This is a genomic window from Loktanella sp. 3ANDIMAR09 (assembly GCF_001420005.1).
In the GTDB taxonomy this organism is placed as follows: Bacteria; Pseudomonadota; Alphaproteobacteria; order Rhodobacterales; family Rhodobacteraceae; genus Loktanella.
On the sequence record NZ_LJAK01000002.1, the window covers coordinates 224,508 to 245,149 of the forward strand.

Annotated in this window: 22 protein-coding genes; 14 read left to right on the plus strand and 8 right to left on the minus strand. The window is 63.5% G+C overall.

The genetic code is table 11. The features are described from left to right. Window positions 1-3: 3 nt before the first annotated feature. The gene (locus tag AN189_RS03945) at window positions 4-876 is read right to left on the minus strand and encodes a GNAT family N-acetyltransferase (RefSeq protein WP_172794852.1); all 873 of its coding nucleotides are present in this window, start codon (window positions 874-876) and stop codon (window positions 4-6) included. 70 nt (window positions 877-946) lie between these two features. Here AN189_RS03945 and AN189_RS19670 point away from each other — a divergent pair, with 70 nt between their 5' ends. Further along, window positions 947-1,069: a hypothetical protein gene (locus AN189_RS19670; protein WP_301281433.1), complete on the plus strand. Its 123-nt coding sequence runs from the start codon at window positions 947-949 to the stop codon at window positions 1,067-1,069. Here the strand turns inward: AN189_RS19670 and tyrS are convergent. Beyond that, complete coding sequence (tyrS, locus tag AN189_RS03950) at window positions 1,066-2,316, minus strand: tyrosine--tRNA ligase (protein WP_056031366.1); 1,251 nt, start codon at window positions 2,314-2,316, stop codon at window positions 1,066-1,068. The two genes, AN189_RS19670 and tyrS, sit on opposite strands and share 4 nt — an antisense overlap. A 61-nt stretch (window positions 2,317-2,377) precedes the next feature. On the opposite strand from tyrS, the gene AN189_RS03955 reads away from it, so the two are divergent. Both AN189_RS03955 and AN189_RS03960 read left to right on the plus strand, forming a co-directional pair. Beyond that, entirely contained in the window at window positions 2,378-3,481 is a 1,104-nt protein-coding gene (locus AN189_RS03955) for an anhydro-N-acetylmuramic acid kinase (RefSeq protein WP_056031369.1), read from the plus strand. A gap of 126 nt (window positions 3,482-3,607) precedes the next feature. Then, complete coding sequence (locus tag AN189_RS03960; protein WP_056031372.1) at window positions 3,608-4,192, plus strand: outer membrane protein; 585 nt, start codon at window positions 3,608-3,610, stop codon at window positions 4,190-4,192. 58 nt (window positions 4,193-4,250) lie between these two features. Here AN189_RS03960 and AN189_RS03965 read toward each other — a convergent pair whose 3' ends face one another. Continuing rightward, window positions 4,251-4,589 (minus strand): MmcQ/YjbR family DNA-binding protein, encoded by a 339-nt coding sequence (locus tag AN189_RS03965; protein ID WP_056031373.1) that lies wholly within the window; start codon window positions 4,587-4,589, stop codon window positions 4,251-4,253. 194 nt (window positions 4,590-4,783) lie between these two features. Here AN189_RS03965 and cysS point away from each other — a divergent pair, with 194 nt between their 5' ends. The 3 genes from cysS to AN189_RS03980 all read left to right on the plus strand — a co-directional run bounded on the left by cysS (window position 4,784) and on the right by AN189_RS03980 (window position 8,702). Then, window positions 4,784-6,217 carry a cysteine--tRNA ligase gene (gene cysS / locus AN189_RS03970; RefSeq protein ID WP_056031376.1) on the plus strand — a complete coding sequence of 478 codons (1,434 nt, stop codon included), beginning with the start codon at window positions 4,784-4,786 and terminating at the stop codon, window positions 6,215-6,217. A 70-nt stretch (window positions 6,218-6,287) separates the two neighbouring features. Beyond that, window positions 6,288-7,907 (plus strand): citramalate synthase, encoded by a 1,620-nt coding sequence (cimA, locus tag AN189_RS03975; protein WP_056031379.1) that lies wholly within the window; start codon window positions 6,288-6,290, stop codon window positions 7,905-7,907. Window positions 7,908-7,937: 30 nt separating this feature from the next. Continuing rightward, a complete protein-coding gene (locus AN189_RS03980; RefSeq protein WP_056031382.1) occupies window positions 7,938-8,702 on the plus strand; it encodes a squalene/phytoene synthase family protein in 765 nt (254 codons plus the stop codon). On the opposite strand, the gene AN189_RS03985 is transcribed toward AN189_RS03980, so the two are convergent. Genes AN189_RS03985 through cobA form a run of 3 tightly spaced genes read right to left on the minus strand, consistent with a single transcriptional unit; the run spans window position 8,699 to window position 12,123 of the window. After that, window positions 8,699-9,934 (minus strand): MFS transporter, encoded by a 1,236-nt coding sequence (locus AN189_RS03985; protein WP_056031384.1) that lies wholly within the window; start codon window positions 9,932-9,934, stop codon window positions 8,699-8,701. The two genes, AN189_RS03980 and AN189_RS03985, sit on opposite strands and share 4 nt — an antisense overlap. Beyond that, window positions 9,931-11,211 (minus strand): cobyrinate a,c-diamide synthase, encoded by a 1,281-nt coding sequence (locus tag AN189_RS03990; protein WP_056031386.1) that lies wholly within the window; start codon window positions 11,209-11,211, stop codon window positions 9,931-9,933. The genes AN189_RS03985 and AN189_RS03990 overlap by 4 nt, the downstream gene beginning before the upstream one ends. Window positions 11,212-11,271: 60 nt before the next feature. Beyond that, entirely contained in the window at window positions 11,272-12,123 is an 852-nt protein-coding gene (cobA, locus tag AN189_RS03995) for a uroporphyrinogen-III C-methyltransferase (protein ID WP_056031389.1), read from the minus strand. A 97-nt stretch (window positions 12,124-12,220) separates the two neighbouring features. Here cobA and AN189_RS04000 point away from each other — a divergent pair, with 97 nt between their 5' ends. From AN189_RS04000 to pgi, 8 genes are all read left to right on the plus strand, one after another. Next, a complete protein-coding gene (locus AN189_RS04000) occupies window positions 12,221-13,270 on the plus strand; it encodes a cobalt-precorrin-5B (C(1))-methyltransferase (RefSeq protein ID WP_056031392.1) in 1,050 nt (349 codons plus the stop codon). Then, entirely contained in the window at window positions 13,267-13,995 is a 729-nt protein-coding gene (locus AN189_RS04005) for a cobalt-precorrin-6A reductase (RefSeq protein ID WP_056031395.1), read from the plus strand. The genes AN189_RS04000 and AN189_RS04005 overlap by 4 nt, the downstream gene beginning before the upstream one ends. Beyond that, window positions 13,992-14,624, plus strand: coding sequence for a DNA-3-methyladenine glycosylase (locus AN189_RS04010; protein ID WP_056031398.1), 633 nt, complete (start codon window positions 13,992-13,994; stop codon window positions 14,622-14,624). The genes AN189_RS04005 and AN189_RS04010 overlap by 4 nt, the downstream gene beginning before the upstream one ends. Then, window positions 14,621-15,289 (plus strand): alpha/beta hydrolase, encoded by a 669-nt coding sequence (locus tag AN189_RS04015; RefSeq protein WP_056031401.1) that lies wholly within the window; start codon window positions 14,621-14,623, stop codon window positions 15,287-15,289. The genes AN189_RS04010 and AN189_RS04015 overlap by 4 nt, the downstream gene beginning before the upstream one ends. A 126-nt stretch (window positions 15,290-15,415) precedes the next feature. Then, window positions 15,416-16,000: an HNH endonuclease gene (locus AN189_RS04020; protein WP_056031404.1), complete on the plus strand. Its 585-nt coding sequence runs from the start codon at window positions 15,416-15,418 to the stop codon at window positions 15,998-16,000. Window positions 16,001-16,088: 88 nt separating this feature from the next. Then, on the plus strand, window positions 16,089-17,543 hold the full coding sequence (gene zwf / locus AN189_RS04025; RefSeq protein WP_056031407.1) for a glucose-6-phosphate dehydrogenase: 1,455 nt from the start codon (window positions 16,089-16,091) through the stop codon (window positions 17,541-17,543). A 4-nt stretch (window positions 17,544-17,547) separates the two neighbouring features. Then, window positions 17,548-18,219, plus strand: coding sequence for a 6-phosphogluconolactonase (gene pgl, locus AN189_RS04030; protein ID WP_056031409.1), 672 nt, complete (start codon window positions 17,548-17,550; stop codon window positions 18,217-18,219). A 5-nt stretch (window positions 18,220-18,224) separates the two neighbouring features. Then, on the plus strand, window positions 18,225-19,823 hold the full coding sequence (pgi, locus tag AN189_RS04035) for a glucose-6-phosphate isomerase (RefSeq protein ID WP_056031412.1): 1,599 nt from the start codon (window positions 18,225-18,227) through the stop codon (window positions 19,821-19,823). Here pgi and AN189_RS04040 read toward each other — a convergent pair. After that, window positions 19,820-20,290, minus strand: a complete 471-nt coding sequence (locus tag AN189_RS04040; RefSeq protein ID WP_056031416.1) for a thioesterase family protein — start codon at window positions 20,288-20,290, stop codon at window positions 19,820-19,822. The two genes, pgi and AN189_RS04040, sit on opposite strands and share 4 nt — an antisense overlap. Next, window positions 20,287-20,631, minus strand: coding sequence for a RidA family protein (locus AN189_RS04045; RefSeq protein WP_056031419.1), 345 nt, complete (start codon window positions 20,629-20,631; stop codon window positions 20,287-20,289). The genes AN189_RS04040 and AN189_RS04045 overlap by 4 nt, the downstream gene beginning before the upstream one ends. Between the last annotated feature and the right edge of the window lie 11 nt (window positions 20,632-20,642).

Consider the following 20,642-nt stretch of genomic DNA (forward strand, 5'->3'; position numbering starts at 1 on the left):
AGCCTACAATGATTGGCGGGGACGCTGCCACCGCCGAAACGCATCAGACGGTCCGGGGCATCTGATCCAGGTGCCGCCTTGGGTCAGCGGCGCAGCACCTGATCCCAGTTTGAACCGTGCCAGACCGGGTGCATGCCGCGTGTCCAGGCCGCCCAGATCCAGCGTGGCGACCCCCGTGGCACGCAGCCAATCCGTGACGGCCATCAGGACCGCGTGATGCGCCCGCGCGCGCCGGCCTGCGTCGCCGGACCAGCCGATGTGATAGGTGGCCGATGCACCATGCGTCAGAACAAGCATGGCCGCGATAGGTGCGCCATCCTGATGTGCTGCAAAAACCTGTGCCTGACCGGGATTTGCCTGCGCATAGGCCCGTGTCAGCGCGGGCGGCAGGGCGCGATAGCCGCGCGATTTTTGTTGTGCGGCCTCCTGCGCGAACAGCCATGCGTGTTCGCAGCCCAGCGGTGATCGCGTCAGCGTCAGCCCGGCGCGGACCGCCGCGCGGGCCGCATTGCGCCATTTGCCGTGTGTCATGCGCATCTGCGCGTCGGTATCACAGGCCACCGGCAGGATCGCGGTCGTCGCAGGGGTCATCAACAGGGCAAAGCCTGCAGTGCGGCAGACGGCCTGCGTCCCACTTGCCGCGTTCAACAGATGCAGCCGTGCAGCCCGCAGCAGTGCCACCCGGTCCGCCAGCGTGGACTGGTCCGCGAACACCGGCCCCTGCGAGGAAAAACGGATTTCACCCAAGGGTCCGATCCCGCGGCGGATCACCAGCGCATGACCTGCATCCGTGGTCACAAGGTCCGCGCCACAGCCCAGCGCCGTCAGTGCACGGCCCATATCGGGGGATTGCATCAGCGCAAGATGGGCAGCCACTTTCATAGTCCGATTAACGTTATCGAAAGCTAAGGTCTGCTTAATCGCACCAAGACAGAAAGGGGGAACCTTGGCGAAATCCCAAACAGTTCTGGGCATCAGGGCCGAGGCACCGCGCCCGACGCCACTGGCGGCGGCCATTGTCGCGACAATGGCCTGCCTGCCTTTGCTGGTGGTCTGGACGCTGGGTTAGGTCAGGCGGACCAATGCGTGGCGTTTCTTGCCCGCGCTCAGTTTCATCGGGGTGGTCAGCATGTCGGCGGTGACCATCAGGCCTGCGTCTGACAGGGGTTCGTCGTTCAGACGCGCCCCGCTTTCACTGATCAGGCGCTTGGCCTCCTTGCCGGACCCGGCCAGACCACTGCGCACGATCAACTGCACGACGGACATGCCGTCGCCCAGATCCGCGGCAGGTAGATCCAGCGTGGGCAGATCATCACCCACGCCGCCCTGTTCGAACACCTCGCGCGCGGTGGCCTCTGCCGCCTCTGCGGCAGCGCGTCCGTGCAGCAATGCCGTCACCTCGTTGGCGAGGATGATCTTGGCCGCGTTGATTTCGGACCCCTGCAAGGCACCCAGTCGGTCGCACTCATCGACGGGCAGTTCGGTAAAGATTTTCAGAAACTTGGCCGTGTCCGCATCCGTCGTGTTGCGCCAGAACTGCCAGAACCCATAGGGGGCCAGCATGTCGCCATTCAGCCAGATCGCACCGCCTTGTGATTTGCCCATCTTGCGCCCGTCGCTGGTGGTCAACAGGGGCGTGGTCAGACCGTAGATTTCCGTATCGGCCACCCGGCGGGTCAGGTCGATCCCGTTGATGATGTTGCCCCATTGGTCCGATCCGCCCATCTGCAACAGGCAGCCGTAGCGCCGGTTCAGTTCAAGAAAATCATAGGCCTGAAGGATCATGTAGTTGAATTCGAGGAACGACAGCGATTGTTCGCGGTCCAGCCGTGATTTCACGCTCTCGAACGCCAGCATCCGGTTCACGCTGAAATGCCGTCCGATGTCGCGCAGAAAATCGAGGTAGTTCAGCTGGTCCAGCCATTCCGCGTTGTTGAGCATGATCGCATCGGTCGGCCCGTCACCATAGGCAAGGTATTTCGCAAAGACCTGGCCCATGCCGTCGATGTTGGACTGGATCTGATCCGGGCCCAGCAGGGGGCGTTCATCGCTGCGGAATGACGGATCACCCACCTTGGTCGTGCCGCCGCCCATCAGGGTGATCGGCTTGTGCCCGGTTTTTTGCAGCCAGCGCAGGACCATGATGTTCATCAGGTGGCCCACATGCAGCGATGCGGCCGTGGCATCATAGCCGATGTAGGCGGGCACGACCCCCTTGCTGAGCGCGTCATCAAGGCCCTGATAATCGGTGCAATCGGCAAGAAAGCCGCGCTCCATCATCGTGGCGATGAAATCCGATTTGGGGTGATAGGTCATGGCTTGTTCCCTTGGCGTTGAATTGGCATCAATAGCCGCGAGCTTGTCCGAGGGAAAGACCATGAAGATCAAAGGGCCGGTGCGTGCACTGGGGGCCATGTCGGGCACGTCGCTGGACGGGATCGATGCAGCCGTGCTTGTGACCGACGGCGAAACGATCAGCAGCTTTGGCGACAGCGACTACCGCGAATATTCGGATCGCGAACGCGCCACCTTGCGGGCCGCCTTGGGGCTGTGGCCGGACGACGATGTGGCCGCGGCCGCACGGGTGGTGGCCAAGGGGCATGACGTGCTGCTGTCGGGGTTTGCGGACGTGGACCTGGTCGGGTTTCACGGTCAGACACTGGCCCATGACCCCGCCGGACGCGGCACGCATCAACTGGGCGACGGTGCAGCATTGGCACAGGCGCTGGGCATCCCTGTGGTCTGGGATTTTCGCAGTGCGGATGTGCGACTGGGCGGGCAGGGCGCGCCACTGGCCCCGTTCTATCACTTTGCCCTGGCAAAATGGATGAAGGCGGACCGCCCGTTGGCGTTTCTTAACCTGGGCGGTGTCGGGAACCTGACATGGATCGACCCTGCCTACCAAAAGCCCGAGGAAGACGGCGCGCTGCTGGCGTTTGATACCGGACCTGCGAATGCGCTGCTGGATGACGCCATGCTGACCCGCACCGGCCTGCCCCGGGACGAGGGTGGCCGATTGGCGGCACAAGGCGAAATCGACGACGCCATCGTCGCAGACTTTTTGCAGCACGCCTATTTCTACAAGATCCCGCCCAAGTCACTGGACCGCGACACATTCCAACATCTGGCGCAGGCCGTAGCGGTGTTGTCGGACGCGGATGCGGCGGCGACCTTGACGGCGGCCACCGCGCTGAGCGTTGCCGAAGGTTTGCGCCATTGCCCCGCACCTCCACAGACGATCTGGGTCTGCGGCGGGGGGCGTCACAATCCGACAATGATGCAGATGATTGACGCAGCCACAGGTGCCCGCGTGCGCCCGGTCGAGGATGCGGGGCTGGACGGTGACATGCTCGAGGCGCAGGCATTTGCCTATCTGGCCGTGCGTGTCGCACGGGGACTGCCCACGTCCTGCCCCGGTACGACGGGTGTGCGCGCTGCCGTTTCGGGCGGAACCCTGTCGGTGCCAGATACCTCTCGCTGAGAGGGGATGACTGCCGCACCGATGCTCTAACGAAATCGTGTATACGTAATTTTTACATTTGATGGACCCGATCGCGATCCCGCGCGTTCGCGGTATGAAGCAAACAAAAATTAAGGACTTCACAAAATGAAATACGTTGTCTCCACCGCCGCGATCATGATGGGTCTGTCAGGCGCTGCTTATGCAGGCGGAATGGCAGAGCCCGCAATGGAGCCCGCACCGACCCCCGTCGTCGTTGCCCCCGTCCAGGCCGTCAATGACTGGACCGGTTTCTATGCCGGTGGTCAGCTGACCATGGGTGACGTCGAGGCTGGCGGCGCAGAGCTGGACGCCGATGGATTTGGTGTGCACGCAGGTTACCGCTATGACCTTGGCAGCTATGTGCTGGGTGCGGAAATCGACGTCGATCGTCTGGACGTTGACACATTGCCCGATGACGCGACCGTCGCCCGCCTGAAGGCCGTTGCCGGTTACGACGCTGGCCGTTTCATGCCCTATGTGACCGCTGGTATCGCACGTCTGGAAGTTGACGCGGGCGCCGCTGGCGACCTGAGCGGCAACGGCGGTTTCTACGGTGTTGGCGCGACATATGCCGCCAGCGACCGCATCGATCTGTCGGTCGAATACCTCCAGCACGAATTCGATGATTTCGAAGTGCTGGGCGACACGGACGCTGACACGCTGTCGGCACGCGTTTCGTTCAACTTCTGATCCCGCACAGTCTGGATCACGGAACGGGCACCCTTTGGTGCCCGTTTTGCGTTCTGGCCTAGCCCGACAGGCTGTCGCGGACCGCGCGAGTCAGGCTTGCGCGGATGATGTCGTAGGACACGCCGATCCTGTGCGCCAGTTCGGCGGGATCGGCGTCCAGCGGGACGGCAACCCAGGATTTATGGAAATACCGCGCCCGGCTGGCCAGACCTGCATCAATCAGCATCTGCGCCGTCTCGATCCCGTCAGTCTTCACCGACACGCTTGTGGCATCGGGGCCCAGGCTTGCGAATAGCTTGCCGCCAATTTTCCAGCTGTCATGGCCCGGCCCCAGCGCATCGTCGCAGGTCGCATTGGCAAAGGTGGCGCAGAGCGCATTTACGGTGTCACGGCTCATGTCGGCAGATTGCGACAGGTCTTAAAGCTTGGCAAGTGAGCAACAGACTGCTACGCAGTCCTCATGAACAAGCGCTGCATCCACATTTGCTGCATTATTTCCTGCTGATCCGCTCGGCAGGCCGCTTTTTCACGTTTCATCCCTGAACTGAACTCGCTAGGTCTGCCGCCGCGTATTGCTGCCGCGAGGGCCCCATGACGACAATTCGATTGCACAACACGAAAACCCGCCGAAAAGAGGAATTCATTCCCCGCGATGCGTCGCGTGTGGGGCTCTATCTGTGCGGGCCGACGGTCTATGACCGGGCGCATCTGGGCAACGCGCGGCCGGTCCTGGTGTTTGACGTGCTGTTCCGTCTACTGCGGCAGGTCTACGGGGTCGATCACGTGACCTATGTGCGCAACTTTACCGACGTCGATGACAAGATCAACGCGCGCGCCGCCGAAACGGGCCGGGCCATCGGCGATATCACGGCAGAAACGATCCGCTGGTATCACGATGACATGGATGCGCTGGGCGCGCTGCGGCCGACGCATGAGCCGCGTGCCACCGATTTCATCCCCGAGATGATCACGATGATCGAAACCCTGATTGATCGGGGGCACGCCTATGCTGCCGAAGGCCACGTGGTGTTCGCGGTCGAAAGCTTTGCCGACTATGGGAAATTGTCTGGCAGGTCGCTGGACGACATGATTGCGGGTGCACGGGTCGAGGTTGCACCCTACAAGCGCAATCCGATGGATTTCGTGCTGTGGAAACCGTCGGGCGACGGTCAGCCCGGTTGGACCAGCCCTTGGGGCTATGGTCGCCCCGGCTGGCATATCGAATGCTCTGCGATGTCAAAGGCGCTGCTGGGGGACACATTCGATATCCACGGCGGTGGCAACGATCTGATGTTCCCGCACCACGAAAACGAGGTGGCCCAAAGCTGCTGCGCCAATCCGGAGGGCGATTTCGCGCAGGTCTGGCTGCACAACGAGATGTTGCAGGTCGAGGGCAAGAAGATGTCCAAGAGTCTGGGCAATTTCTTCACGGTGCGCGACCTGCTGGATCAGGGCGTCAGCGGCGAAGTGATCCGCCTTGTCATGCTGGGCACACATTACGGCAAGCCCATGGACTGGACGGCCAAGCGGCGTGACGATGCCGATGCCACGCTGCGGCGCTGGTACGGGATTCTTGCGGGGCATGGGTTCAATCCTGCGCTGGTCGCGGCGCTGAAGGCGGATGGCCTGTGGAACCCGGACGCCGAATTCATCGGGGTCCTTGCAAACGATCTGAACACATCCGGTGCGATTGCCCGGTTGCATGTCCTGTCCAAGGGCAAGACGCCCGCGCAACTGGCGGGGTTTGCGCATGGGCTGGACATGTTGGGTCTGGTGGCCGACTGGGCGCAGCTGCCGCATCTGGACGGTGGCGAGGGCGGTGCGGGTGTGTCGGTGGACGCCGCGGCCAAGGTCGATGCGCTGCTGGCCCGCCGCGCGCAGGCACGTCAGGACAAGGATTGGGACGCGGCCGATCAGGTCCGCGATATCCTGACGGCGGCCGGTGTGCTGGTGACGGATGTGGGCGGGCAGGCGACCTGGACACCCGGACCTGCATTCGATGCCGCCAAGCTGGAGGACCTGTGATGCCGAATTTTCGCGAAAATTCGGGTGTGGCCAAACTTTCGCGAAAGTTTGGGGCCCGGAGGGAGATGCCATGACCAAGGAACGCCTGTACCTCTACGACACGACCCTGCGCGACGGACAACAGACCCAGGGCGTGCAATTTTCGACAACCGAAAAATTGCGGATCACGCAGGTCCTGTCCGATCTTGGCGTCGACTATATCGAAGGCGGCTGGCCGGGGGCGAATCCGACCGATTCCGAATATTTCGAAACCGTGGGTCACATCACACCGACCCTCGCGGCCTTTGGCATGACCAAACGCGCGGGACGTTCGGCGGAAAACGATGATGTTCTGGCCGCCGTCCTGAACGCCGATACGCCTGCCGTCTGCATCGTCGGCAAATCCCATGCCTTTCACGTCAGCACCGCGCTGGGGATCAGCAACGACGAAAATACCGAGAATATCCGTGCCTCGATCGCCCATATCGTGGAACAGGGGCGCGAGGCGCTGTTTGATGCGGAACATTTCTTTGACGGCTACAAATCCGACCCGGATTATGCGCTGGAAGCCATCCATGCGGCCCATGCCGCAGGGGCGCGCTGGATCGTGCTGTGTGACACCAATGGCGGCAGCCTGCCCGAAGAGGTGGGCCGTATCACCCGTGCCGTGATTGCCAGCGGCATTCCGGGTGACCGTCTGGGCATTCACACCCATAACGATACCGAACATGCGGTCGCCAATTCGCTGGCTGCCGTCAGCGCCGGTGCGCGACAGATCCAGGGCACGTTGAACGGGCTGGGCGAACGCTGTGGCAACGCCAATCTGATCACCCTGATTCCGACGCTGCTGCTCAAGGAGCCCTATGCCAGCGCCTATGAAACCGGCGTCACGCTGGATGCGTTGAAGGGGCTGAAGGCCGCAAGCCGGGTTCTGGATGACGTGCTGAATCGGGTGCCTGCGAAACAGGCCGCCTATATCGGGTCCAGTGCCTTTGCCCACAAGGCCGGTCTGCACGCGAGCGCCATCGCCAAGAACCCCGCAACCTACGAACATATCGACCCCGCGCTGGTCGGCAACAGCCGCATCATTCCGATGTCGAACCAGGCCGGGCAGTCCAATTTGCGTGAACGCCTTTTGCGGGCCGGGCTGGAGGTCGCACCGGGCGACCCGCGGCTGGCCCGGATCCTCGACCGGATCAAGGAACAGGAGGCGCGTGGCTATTCCTATGACACGGCACAGGCCAGCTTCGAGTTGCTGGCACGCCGTGAACTGGGGCTTTTGCCCGATTTCTTTGAGGTGAAACGCTACCGCGTCACCGTCGAACGTCGCCGCAACAAGCGCGGCAAGATGGTGTCCCTGTCCGAGGCCGTGGTCGTGGTGAAAATCGACGGTCGCAAGGTTCTGAACGTGTCAGAAAGCCAGGGCGAGGACGGTCGCGATCGTGGCCCGGTCAATGCCCTGTCGCGGGCCCTGGCCAAGGACCTGGGCCCCTATCAGCACATCATCGACGACATGCGGCTGGTGGATTTCAAGGTGCGTATCACCGATGGCGGAACCGAGGCTGTCACCCGTGTCATCATCGACAGTGCCGATGCCGCTGGCCGGACGTGGTCGACGGTGGGTGTCTCTGCCAATATCGTGGATGCCTCGTTCGATGCGCTGCTGGATGCGATCAACTGGAAACTCTTGCGCGATGGGGCAGAGGTCTGATTTTGAGTATTTATGGCAAGATGATGCGATATGAGCTTTGACGCTTGCGCAGCACTGGTTGAACGGGGCGACCCGCTGCGGTTTCGCGCCGCGATGGCGGCACCGCTGGCCGCGCGCCGGGTCTTGTTCCCGCTATATGCCTTCAATCTGGAAGTCGCGCGGGCACCCTGGGTCACGAAAGAGCCGATGATCGCAGAGATGCGGCTGCAATGGTGGCGTGATGTGCTGGCCGAGGTCGTCGCAGGCGGGCCGGTGCGGCGGCATGAAGTGACGGATGCGCTGTCTGACGTGCTGGATGTGCAGGGCGCGCGGGATCTGGATGGATTGATTGCCGCGCGGCGCTGGGATGTCTACACCGACGCATTCGAGGATGCTGAGCATTTCGCGGATTACATTGATGCGACGGCGGGTAGTCTGATGTGGACGGGGGCACGCCTGTTGGGGGCAACGGCGGAAACGTCTGTCCGCGATCTGGCGTTCGGCGCAGGTGTGGCCGCGTTTTTTCAGGCTATTCCGGCGCTGGAACAGGCCGGACGCAAACCCCTCGTGGATGGGACCCGTGATGGTGTCGCGGCGCTGGCGCGGGCGGCCTTGTCACGTGTCAACCGGGCGCGCGCGGCGCAGCGAGATTTGCCCGCCCTCGCACGTGCAGCGGTGCTGCCTGCCTGGCAGGCGCGGCCGCTCTTGGTGCAGGCGGTTCGTGATCCGGGTCGTGTCGCGGGTGGGGGCCTTGCGCTCTCGCCGCTGGCGGACCGCTGGCGGTTGACCCTGAGCGCGCTGAGGGGCCGCGTCTAGGCGGTGCGCCGGGTCTGTCCGCGCGACAGCCACACGAGTGCTGCACCCGCCAGCAGCAGAAACGGGACCATTGCGATATTGACGTAGGACCAGCCTTGCACGGCCGATCCGCCGGCGCAGTTCAGCAAGCCACCAGAGGCGAGCGAGGCTAGCGTGACCATGCCAAAGACGATCATGTCGTTGAGGCCCTGCACGCGACCGCGTTCGGCCGGTGAATGGCTGGCGGCCAGCATCGTCGTGGCCCCGATAAAGCCAAAGTTCCAGCCAAGCCCGAGCAGGATCAGCGCCACGTAGAAATTCCCCAAGGCAATCCCGGACAGCGCGACGATCCCGGCGATGCCCAGCAGTACAAGACCCGTGCCGACGATCCTGGGTGCGCCGAACCGCGCGATGAGGTGTCCGGTGAAAAAGCTGGGCGCGAACATGGCCAGCACGTGGCCTGTCACGATGTTGGAGGCGTCGGACACCGTATATCCGCAGCCCACCACCGCCAGCGGTGTGGAGGTCATCACCAGGTTCATCAGCGCATAGGCGACCATGGCGCAGATGATCGCCACGGCGATCTGCGGGGTCCGCAGCAATTGAGCGGTGCTGCGCCCGAGATCTGATCCGGCGACCGGCCTGGGTGGGCGAGGGATACGCAGCAACGGGAACAAGGCGATGCCCACAAGATTGAGAGCCATGGCACCAAAGTAGACCGGCAGGAACCGGGCCACCGTCGCATCGGGGTTGTCGAATGTCAGGTAGGACACCAGTTGCGGTCCGATAATGGCAGACACAAGCCCGCCGGCGAGCACGTAGGAAATCGCCTTGGGCCTGAAATCCTCCGACGCGGTGTCGGCTGCGGCAAAGCGGAAAAAGCCCTGCGCGCTCATGTAGATGCCTGTGAGGTAACTGCCCAGGAGAAACAGCGCGAAATTCTCGATGGTGATGGCGTAGGCCGACAGGCCCGCGCCGATCAGACCGCCTGCGGCACCTGTCATGAAACCCGCGCGGCGCCCGAACCGCTGCATCATGTGCGACAGCCAGGGGGCCGTCGTCATCGACCCGAAGACGATCATGGAAATCGGCAGGGTTGCGAAACAGGCGATGGGGGCGAGCTGCTGCCCTGCCAGTCCGCCCACCACAAAGATCATGGTGATCTGGCTGCCGAGGATCGCCTGGGCTGCCACGAGGATCGCGACATTGCGCAGGGCGGTCCTGTTCTGGGTATGTGTTGTTGTCGCGGTCATGGCGTTTCGGTCCTGTCGATCAGATGTGCAAAAGACCCTGCAACGCGCCCCGCCACAAGCCCCATGTCGGGCAGTGCGGTGCCTGTAGCGTCATGGGCCGCAAACAGTGGTTGTCCGCGGGCATGCAGCGTCGTGGCATAGTGAAACTCGTGTCCGGCCCAACGGCCTGCCATCGGGCCATGCGCGGCATGCAGGTGCCTGTAGCCCAGATGCAATTTGCGGCTTGCAAAGGAGGTGTGCAGGTCCAGCAGGCCGGCCATGGGATAGGTGACCCCATCCGCGTCGGTGATGGCATGCCCCAAGGCCATGTAGCCACCACATTCACCATAGATGTCAGTGGTCTGGGCGGCGTTCCTGAGGCTGGAGACAAAGCGGCTGGCACGGCTGAGCTGCGCGGCGAACAGCTCCGGGTAGCCGCCGGGCAGATAGATCAGGTCGGCCTGTGGGACGGGATCGTCCGCAAGCGGCGAAAAGGCGATGACCTCGGCGCCGGCAGCCTGCCAGTCCGCATATTGGTGGGGGTAGAAAAAACTGAATGCCGCATCCTGGGCCACGGCGATCCGCTGGGCGGGCGGGATGCTGCGCGCAGGTGCTGCGTCGGGCGCAGAGGTCGCCAGATCGCAAAGGGCGGCAAGGTCGATCCGGGTTGCGACGGTGTCTGCGACCCGGTCGAGAAACGCGTCCAGCGCGGGATCCTCCTGGGCCTGCACCAGACCGAGGTGGCGTGAGGGGCGTGCGATGCCGTCCCTGCGGGGCAGGCAGCCCAGAACCGGCAGCCCGCTGGGGGCCAGAGCCTGGCGCAACATCGTGGCATGGCGGTCGGAGCCCACATTGTTGAGGATCACGCCCGCGATGCGCACGGCCGGATCAAAGGTCGCAAAACCGGCGACAAGCGGTGCGATGGATTGCGCCATGCGGGCCGCATCCACAACGAGAACGACGGGAAAGCCCAGTAGCCGGGCAAGGTCCGCCGTGGCCCCACGCCCATCGGGTGGTGCGCCGTCGAACAGGCCCATCGCGCCTTCGATCAGCAAAAGACCGTCGTCCTTTGCCCTTGCGCGCAGCAGGTCGGGCGACATGGCCCAAGCGTCGAGGTTCAGGCAGGGCCGACCGCAGGCCGCCGCATGATAGGCAGGATCAATGTAGTCGGGTCCGGATTTGGCCCCCCGCACGTCGATGCCAGCGCGCGACAGGGCGCGCAGCAGTCCCAGCGTCACCGTCGTCTTGCCGCTGCCCGACGCGGGTGCGGCGATGATCAGGCCGCGCGGCGGTGACATCGGGCGGGTGCCTCCGGCGGGAGTATTTTTGGCAAGATGATGCGAGGGCGGCGCAAGGTCTCAGGCGATTTCGGCAGGCAGGCCGCGGCCCAGCGGGTCAAGATCGCGCGGGGCCTCGCCTGCGATCATGCCCTGCCAGTCGAGGACCTGACGCATCAGCACCGAGCGTCCCACGCAGATGATGGCGGGCGGTTCCATTCCTGTGGCGGCAATATCGTCGACCATCGTGCCGAGCGTTGTTTCCAGCACGCGCTGGTCGGCGGTCGTGGCCGAGGTGACGACTGCCACGGGTTCGGACGGCTTACGGCCCGCGCCGATCAGGTGACCGGCGATTTGTGCCGCGTGTTTCATGCCCATGTAGATTACAAGGACCTGCGATCCTTTGGAAATACTTGCCCAATCGAGTGACGACGGGGCAGCGCCGCTTTGGTCGTGGCCGGTGACGAATGTCACGGATTGGTTCACGTCGCGGTGCGTGACGGGGATGCCTGCATAGGCCAGCCCGCCGATGCCAGCGCTGATGCCGGGGATGATCCGCACGGGCACATTGTGCTGCACGAGGGTTTGCGCCTCTTCTCCGCCGCGACCGAAGACAAAGGGATCACCGCCCTTGAGACGCAGCACGCGTTTGCCCGCGCGGGCGAGGTCCACCAACCGCAGCGAGATGTCGCGCTGTTTGGCCGAGGGTTTGCCGCCCCGTTTGCCTGCATAGATATGTTCGGCCTGCGGTGCCCAGTCCAGGATCGCCTCCTGGACCAGCGCGTCAAAGATCACGACATCGGCCTGCCGCAGCGCATTCAGCGCGTGCAAGGTCAAGAGACCCGGATCGCCGGGACCTGCGCCGCACAGCCAGACCCAGCCCGGTTCCATCACGGGCCAGTCGAATGCAGGAAGGTCAGGCGTCTGTGTCATGCGGTCGTTATGGCCCAGCCGTGATGCGTTGAAAAGGGCCGAGAACGGCGATCTGCGGCACCTTGGCGACAGGCGATGGCGCGCCTATAGTCCGGTCATGACGCGTAAACCCGACGGTCCCCTGCGCCGTGGCTGGACCACGGGTGCCTGTGCCACGGCCGCCACCAAGGCGGCCCTTGCACGGTTGTGGGGCGGTGCGTTTCCTGCCCGGGTCACGATCACGCTGCCGCGTGGCGAAACCCCTGTATTCGCGTTGGCGCATATGGAGGCGGGACCTGACTGGGCCGAGGTCGGCATCACCAAGGATGCGGGTGACGATCCTGATGTGACCCATGGTGCATTGATCATCGTGCGGGTTGCGGTCTCGGCGGGGGGCGTCGTGTTCCGGGCCGGCACCGGGGTCGGCACGGTGACCAAGCCGGGCCTGCCGATCCCCCCGGGAGAGCCCGCGATCAACCCGGTGCCTCGTCAGATGATGACCGACGTGGTTGAAGCGATGGCACGCGACCACGGACGCAAGCCAGACGTGACCATCACGGTATCGATACCGGGCGGTGCCGAGATCGCGCAGAAAACGTGGAATCCGCGTCTGGGCATCGCAGGCGGGTTGTCGATCCTCGGCACGACGGGGGTGGTGCGGCCGTTCTCTTGTGCGGCGTGGATCGCATCGATCCATCGCGGCGTGGATGTGGCGCGCGCGGCGGGGCTCACGCATGTGGCCGGCTGCACCGGGGCCACGAGCGAACGGGTGGTGCAGGGCCTCTACGGGTTGCCCGACCACGCGATGCTGGACATGGGGGATTTCGCGGGCGGGATGCTGAAATACCTCAAGGCGCATCCTGTCGGCCATGTGACCATCGGCGGTGGCATCGGCAAGATGACCAAGCTGGCGCAGGGCGCACGCGATCTGCATTCGGCCCGGTCGCAGGTCGATTTCACCGCTCTTGCTGCGCTGACCGGCTATGCAGAGGTGGCCGGGGCCAATACGGCCTTGCAGGCCTATCAGATGGTCGGCACACCCATGGCAGAGGCGGTCGCGCAAGGTGCGCTGGCGGCGGTCACAGGCGGGTTCGGGGGCTCTGGCATGCGCTTTGACATCGTGATCATCGACAGGGACGGGCAGATCATCGCCCGTGCTGGCGCATGACGCTGTTGTTGCTGGCGGGAACCGGCGATGCGCGGCGGTTGGCGCAGGGTCTGGCCGACAGCGACGTGCCCGCGATTGCGTCCCTGTCCGGGGCCACCCGGCAGGCGGCCGCATTGCCGTTGCCGACGCGCATCGGCGGCTTTGGCGGCGAGGCGGGGTTTCGTGAATACTTGGCCGCACAAGGAATCAGGGCCGTGCTGGACGCGACCCATCCCTTTGCCAGCCGGATCACCCTGCGGACGGCAGCGGTCTGCCGGGACATGGGCCTGCCCTATCTTTATCACCTGCGGCCGCCCTGGGCACCGGGGCCAGAGGACCGCTGGACCATGATCGACCGCGAGGAAGATGCGGCGCGCCATATCGGGCCAGACCAGACGGTGTTTCTGGGGACCGGACGTCAGACGCTGGACCGGTTCAGCAACCTTGAGGGTCGCCGCGTGATCTGTCGCCAGATTGATCCGCCGACCTCGCCGTTTCCGTTCGAAGGCGGAGAGTTCCTGATCGGGCGGCCGCCGTTTTCGGTGCCGCATGAACGCGACCTGTTCACGGAACTGGGCATCGACGTGCTGGTGGTGAAAAACGCAGGCGGCAGCGCCAGCCGGACCAAACTGACGGCGGCGGCTGATCTGGGGTTGCCGGTGCTGATGATCCGTCGCCCGCCGCCGCCCGATGCGCCGATCTGCGATGATCTGGCCGAGGCGCTGGATTGGGCCAAGCGTCAATGAGCGTCGGCCGGATCATCAAGGGCGACGCCTGCGTGGCCGAGGGGGCCGCATGGCTGGCGGCGCACGACACCCAAATGGCCACCGCCCTGCGCCAGGTTGGTCCTTTGCCGTTGCGGCTGAAGCACGACGGATTTCCGGCCTTGCTGTCTGCGATTTGCGGCCAGCAGGTCAGCGTGGCCTCGGCCAATGCGATCTATGCAAGGCTGGATGCGGCAGGCATGACCGCCCCGGCCGAGGTCGCCGCCAGTAATGTGGAAACGCTGCGCGCCTTGGGTCTGAGCAGGCCCAAGGCGCGATACGCCATCGCCCTGGCGCAAGCGGGAATCGATTTTGATGCGCTGCGGGGCATGACGACCGATGATGTGACGGCCAGGCTGGTGCAGGTGCCCGGTATCGGGATCTGGACTGCTGAAATCTATGCCATGTTCAGCCTGGGGCGGGCCGATGTCTTTGCCCCCGGCGATCTGGCCCTGCAAGAGGGCGCGCGGATGCTTTATGATCTGCCCGCCCGGCCCACGGAACGCGCATTGCGGGACATCGCGCAACGCTGGTCGCCATGGCGGTCGGTTGCGGCGCGCATCCTGTGGGCCTACTACGCTGATCAGAAAAAACGCGAGGGAATCCGATGACACGTGCACTGAACGCTGGCCGCAAGGAACCGAAATCGGGCGAGATCCGCGCCGCTGTGATTTTCCTGCATGGATACGGGGCCAATGGGGCTGACCTGCTGGGGCTTGCTGATCCGCTGGAGGATCACATGCCCGACACGCTGTTTCTGGCACCCGACGCACCCGAGGATTGTGCAGGATCACCCATGGGTTACCAGTGGTTCCCCATTCCCTGGATCGACGGGTCCAGCGAAGAAGAGCAAGAGGCCGGCCTGCGCCGCGCTGCCGACGATCTGAACGCGTTCATTGATGGTGTGATGATCGACGAGGATCTGCTTCCCGAACAGGTCATGGTGCTGGGGTTCAGCCAGGGGACGATGATGGCGCTGCACGTGCTGCCCCGGCGCGAGGACCCGGTAGCGGGTCTGGTCGCGTTTTCCGGCCGTCTGTTGCAGCCGGAACTGCTGGCGGACGAGGTCGTCAGTCGCCCGCCGGTGCTGCTGGTGCATGGCGACCAGGACGACGTGGTGCCGCCGCAGTCCCTGCCGCTGGCGGCAGAGGCCTTGCAGAACGCGGGCTGGAAAGAAGTCTATGCCCATGTGATGAAAGGCACGGCGCACGGGATCGCGCCCGACGGGTTGCAGGTCGCACTGGCATTCATGGCCGACAGGCTGGGGATGGATTGACGCGGCAAACTGTCATCCAAATTTCATTTGGAATCTGTCAGCCACTAGATATAGTCGAAATCAACAGGTGGCGCGCCACATGAACCGGGCATCGCGCCATCCTTGACCGACAGGGACGTGGACGACATGGACGGTGATTTCAGAACGGAATTTGTGCGTGACCCGGCGGGGCTGAAACATTTTCCCGCGCTTGTGCTGAACGCGGATTACAGGCCACTCAGTTACTATCCGCTCAGTCTTTGGCCGTGGCAGGACGCGGTCAAGGCGGCCTGGCTGGACCGGGTCCAGATCGTGAGTGAATACGACGAGGTTGTGCACAGCCCGTCCACCACGATCCGGATACCCTCTGTTGTCGTCCTCAAGGATTATGTTCGACCCCAAAAGCGCGTGGCCTTCACGCGCTTTAATTTATTCTTGCGGGACGAATTCAGCTGCCAGTACTGCGGTGCGCGTGGTGATCTGACGTTTGATCACGTGTTGCCGCGGGCGCGGGGCGGGGTGACCAGCTGGACCAATGTTGTGGCGGCCTGTAGCCCTTGCAACTTGCGCAAGGGATCGCAGCTGCTGAAACATTCGGGCCTGTCCTTGCGGCGCAAACCACATCAACCGCAGCCGGCAGAGTTGCAAAATGTGGGGCGCAAATTCCCACCCAACCATCTGCATCATAGCTGGATGGATTTTCTGTATTGGGATGCCGAATTGGACGCCTGATTGCGGCACCCGTGCTAGACTTTTGCACAGCGGCTGGGTAACACGCACTCGTTAGCGCTAACGCGTCAGTCGAGGAATTGGAGCCGCAATGGTATCTCGCGTTATTCCGGTCGATGATTTCGACCTCGTGATTTTTGGCGGTACGGGCGATCTGGCCCGCCGCAAGATCCTGCCCGGCCTGTTCCGGCGGTTCCGCAGTGGCCAGATGCCGGCAGACAGTCGGATCATCGGTGCCGCGCGGTCCGAGCTGGATACATCCGGTTATCGTGCGATGATCCGCGAGGCGATCGTGGAATTCGGCGGCGACGAGAAATCCGACACCGACACGCTGGACCAGTTTCTGAACGCGCTGGAATACGTGGCAATCGACGCCAAGGGTGAAGGTGGCTGGTCCGAGCTGAAGTCCCTGATCCGTGACAAGGTCATCAAGGCGTTCTATTTTTCCGTGGCACCGTCGCTGTTCGGTGATCTGGCGGAACGTCTGCACGCCCATGAAATTGCGGATGCAGACAGCCGGATCGTCGTGGAAAAACCGTTTGGCCGGGATCTTGCTTCGGCGCAGGCGCTCAATGCGACGCTGGCCGAACATTTCGACGAACGGCAGATTTACCGGATCGATCATTACTTGGGCAAGGAAACGGTCCAGAACCTGATGGCCGTGCGGTTCGGCAATGTCCTGTTCGAGCCGCTTTGGAACAGTCATTATGTCGACCACATCCAGATCACCGTGGCCGAAACGGTCGGTGTCGGCGGGCGCGGCGGCTATTACGACAAATCCGGTGCGATGCGGGACATGGTTCAGAACCACCTGATGCAGCTGCTCTGTCTGATTGCGATGGAACCGCCTTCGGTCTTTGGCGCAAACGAGGTGCGCGACGAAAAACTCAAGGTGATCCGCGCGCTGCAACCGGTCGAGGCACATCACATCGTGCGCGGTCAGTATGACGCCAGCGACGATGCGGCCAGCTACCGTGCCGATGTGGAAAATCCGCGCAGCTTTACCGAGAGTTTCGTCGCGATGAAATGCCATGTGTCGAACTGGCGGTGGTCCGATACGCCGTTCTATCTGCGCACTGGCAAGAAGATGAAGGCGCGCACCTCTGAAATCGCCGTGGTGTTCAAGGATCTGGGTCACAAGATGTTCGAGGGCGATTCGGCCCGGCACCGCAACATTCTGGCGATCCGTCTGCAACCGAACGAAGGCATGGATTTGCAGGTCACGATCAAGGAACCGGGTCCGGGGGGCATGCGTTTGATCGACGTGCCGCTGGACATGACCTTTGCCGATGCGCTGGGGGATGACGCAGAGGATGCGACAGACGCCTACGAGCGCCTGATCATGGACGTGATCCGGGGCAACCAGACGCTGTTCATGCGCGGCGACGAGGTCGAGGCCGCATGGGCCTGGACTGATCCCATCATCGAAGGATGGGAGGCGCGCAACGACGTGCCGAAACTGTATGATGCGGGGTCCGCAGGGCCGGATGATGCCATGATGCTGATGCATCGCGACGGGCGCCGCTGGCGCGATATCAAGGGGTAAGCAAATGGAATTCGTCACCTATCCCGACACCGAGGCGTTGATGATGCAGCTGGCCGGCAAACTGTCGTCGCAGCTGCGCGAACATCTGCTGACCCATGATTCCGCGACGCTGGCCGTGCCGGGCGGGACAACGCCGGGGCCGATCTTTGACAATCTGTGCGATGCCAATCTGGACTGGACGCGGATCAACGTGATGCTGACCGATGAACGCTGGGTGCCAGAGGACAGCGACAGGTCCAACACCGCACTGCTGCGCCGTCGTTTGCTGACGGGCCGCGCGGCTGCTGCGACCTATGTTCCGCTCTACGCCGATGCGCCCGCACCCGAGGACAAGCTCGGCGATCTTCAGGCGAGCCTTGCGACGACGCTGCCCCTGTCCGTCTGCCTGCTGGGCATGGGGGCGGACATGCATACCGCGTCGATTTTTCCGGGGGCGGACCAGTTGGACCGCGCCCTGACGGGTGATGATACGCTGGTCGCCATGCGCGCGCCCGGCGCGCCGGAGCCGCGGATCACGCTGTCTGCCAAAGTGCTGCGCGCCGCGATGCACCGCCATATCGTCATCATCGGTGACGAAAAGCGTGACGCACTTGAGCGTGCCCGCACCCTGACACCCAAAGAGGCCCCGGTCGCCGCGATCCTGGATGGATCGACCGTGCACTGGGCAAAAGGCTGATCTCCATGTTTGATGCGCTCAAGTCCCACCACGCCAAAATCGCGGACCGTCGGTTTGCCGACATGCTGGACGCGGCACGTGCCGCCGATTTCAGCGCCACACTTGGCGACATGCGGTTCGACTACAGCAAGACCAACATTGACGCCGAAGGCCGCGCGCTGTTGTTCGCTCTGCTGGATGCACGCGGTGTCGCTGACCGCCGCGACGCGATGTTCGGCGGTCAGGCCATCAATGAAACCGAAGGCCGCGCCGTATTGCATACGGCATTGCGCAATCTGGATGGCGCGCCGGTCATGGTGGACGGACAGGACGTGATGCCGGATGTGCTGGCCACGCTCGACCGCATGGCCAATTTCGCCACGCGGGTCCGCGACGGCAGCTATACGGGGCAGGGCGGGGTGATCACCGATGTGATCAACATCGGGATCGGCGGGTCCGACCTGGGACCTGCGATGGCCGCCCGCGCGTTGCAGCCCTATCATGACGGGCCGCGCTGCCATTTCGTGTCCAACGTCGATCCTGCCGATATCGCGCAGACGCTGGCGGTTTGCGATCCGGCGACCACGCTGGTGATCGTGGCGTCCAAGACCTTTACCACGATCGAGACGATGACCAACGCGCAGACGGCACGGGACTGGATGGCCGCTGCGGTCAGCGATACGGGCGCACAATTCGCAGCCCTGTCGACGGCCGCTGACAAGACCGCGGATTTCGGCATTGCACCGGACCGGGTGTTCGGGTTCGCGGATTGGGTCGGTGGCCGCTATTCGATGTGGGGACCGATCGGTCTGTCGCTGATGATCGCCATTGGCCCTGACAATTTCCGCGCCTTTCTGCGCGGCGGGCAGGCGATGGACGACCATTTCCGCACTGCACCCTGGGACCAGAACCTGCCTGCCTTGCTGGCGCTGACAGGGATCTGGCACAATCAGATCTGCGGCTATGCCACGCGTGCCGTGCTGCCCTATGACAACAACCTCGCGCGATTGCCCGCCTACCTGCAGCAGCTGGAAATGGAGAGCAACGGCAAGGGCGTCAGCATGGACGGGGTGGATCTGCCCTATCATTCCGGCCCTGTCGTCTGGGGCGAGCCGGGCACCAACGGCCAGCACGCATTCTATCAGCTGATCCATCAGGGCACGCGGGTGATCCCGTGTGAATTCATGGTTGCGGCGCGTGGCCATGATGACGCACTGCACCACCAGCACCGCCTGTTGGTGGCCAATTGTCTGGCCCAGTCAGAGGCGCTGATGATGGGGCGCGATCTGGACACCGCACGCGGCAAGGTCGCTGACAAATTCGACGGTGCCGAATTGGATCGTCAGGCCCGTCACCGGGTGTTTCCGGGCAACCGCCCGTCCACGACGCTGATCTATCCCAAACTGACCCCCGCGGTGCTGGGCCAGATCGTTGCCCTGTATGAACACCGTGTCTTTGTCGAAGGTGTCGTTCTGGGCATCAATTCCTACGATCAATGGGGCGTGGAACTGGGCAAGGAACTGGCGACATCGCTGCAACCCGTGGTCGAAGGGCAGGCGTCAGCCGACGACAAGGACGGATCGACCGCAGCCCTCGTCGCCGCGTTGCAGGCGCAAGGGCTTTAGTCCGGCACACCGTCGATCTCGCGCAGCTCTGTGCGCAGGCTTTCGGGCAGGGCCGCCTTGGTGTTGTCGGGGTTCAGCATGACCAGCACGGCGTGGCTGGTCGTGGTCAGCCTGTCACCGACCCAGACACCGTATTCCATGGTGAAACTGGATGTGCCCATTTTCATGGTGCGACCGGTCAGGATGTAGCGATCCGTCAGTTTGACCTCGGACCGGTAGTCCAGATCAACCGCGCGCAGCACGAATTTCGGGCGGTTATCGCGCTGGTGCCACAGGCTGAACTGCTGAAAGTACAAGATGCGCAGGTTTTCGAACCATTTGAGGTAGACCGCATTGTTGACGTGCTGCAACGCGTCGATTTCCCCAAAACGGACCTGGTCGGCCATTCCGAACCGCCAGGGTTCGGGAATACCTGCGGCGCGCAGCTGATCGGCGTTCAGCGGGGTCAGAAACGGCAGATCCGTCATTGCACCGCGGTCACGATGATTTCGACCTTGTAGTCTGGTGTGGCCAGCTTTGCCTCGCCGGTCCAGCGGGCAGGGGCGTGGCCGGGGGCGACCCAGGCGTCCCAGACTGCATTCATCGCCGCGAAATCGGCCATGTCGGCAACCCAGACCTGTGCTGTCAGGATCTTGGTCTTGTCCGTGCCTGCCTCGGCCAGCAGGGCGTCGATGCTGTCCAGCACGGCCTGTGTCTGGGCCGTGGCGTCCTGACCGGGCGCACCGACCTGACCGGCCAGATAAACGATACCGTTGTGCACAACGGCTTGCGACATCCGGGGGCCGGATTGAATACGGGTGATGGTCATCGGGGATGCTC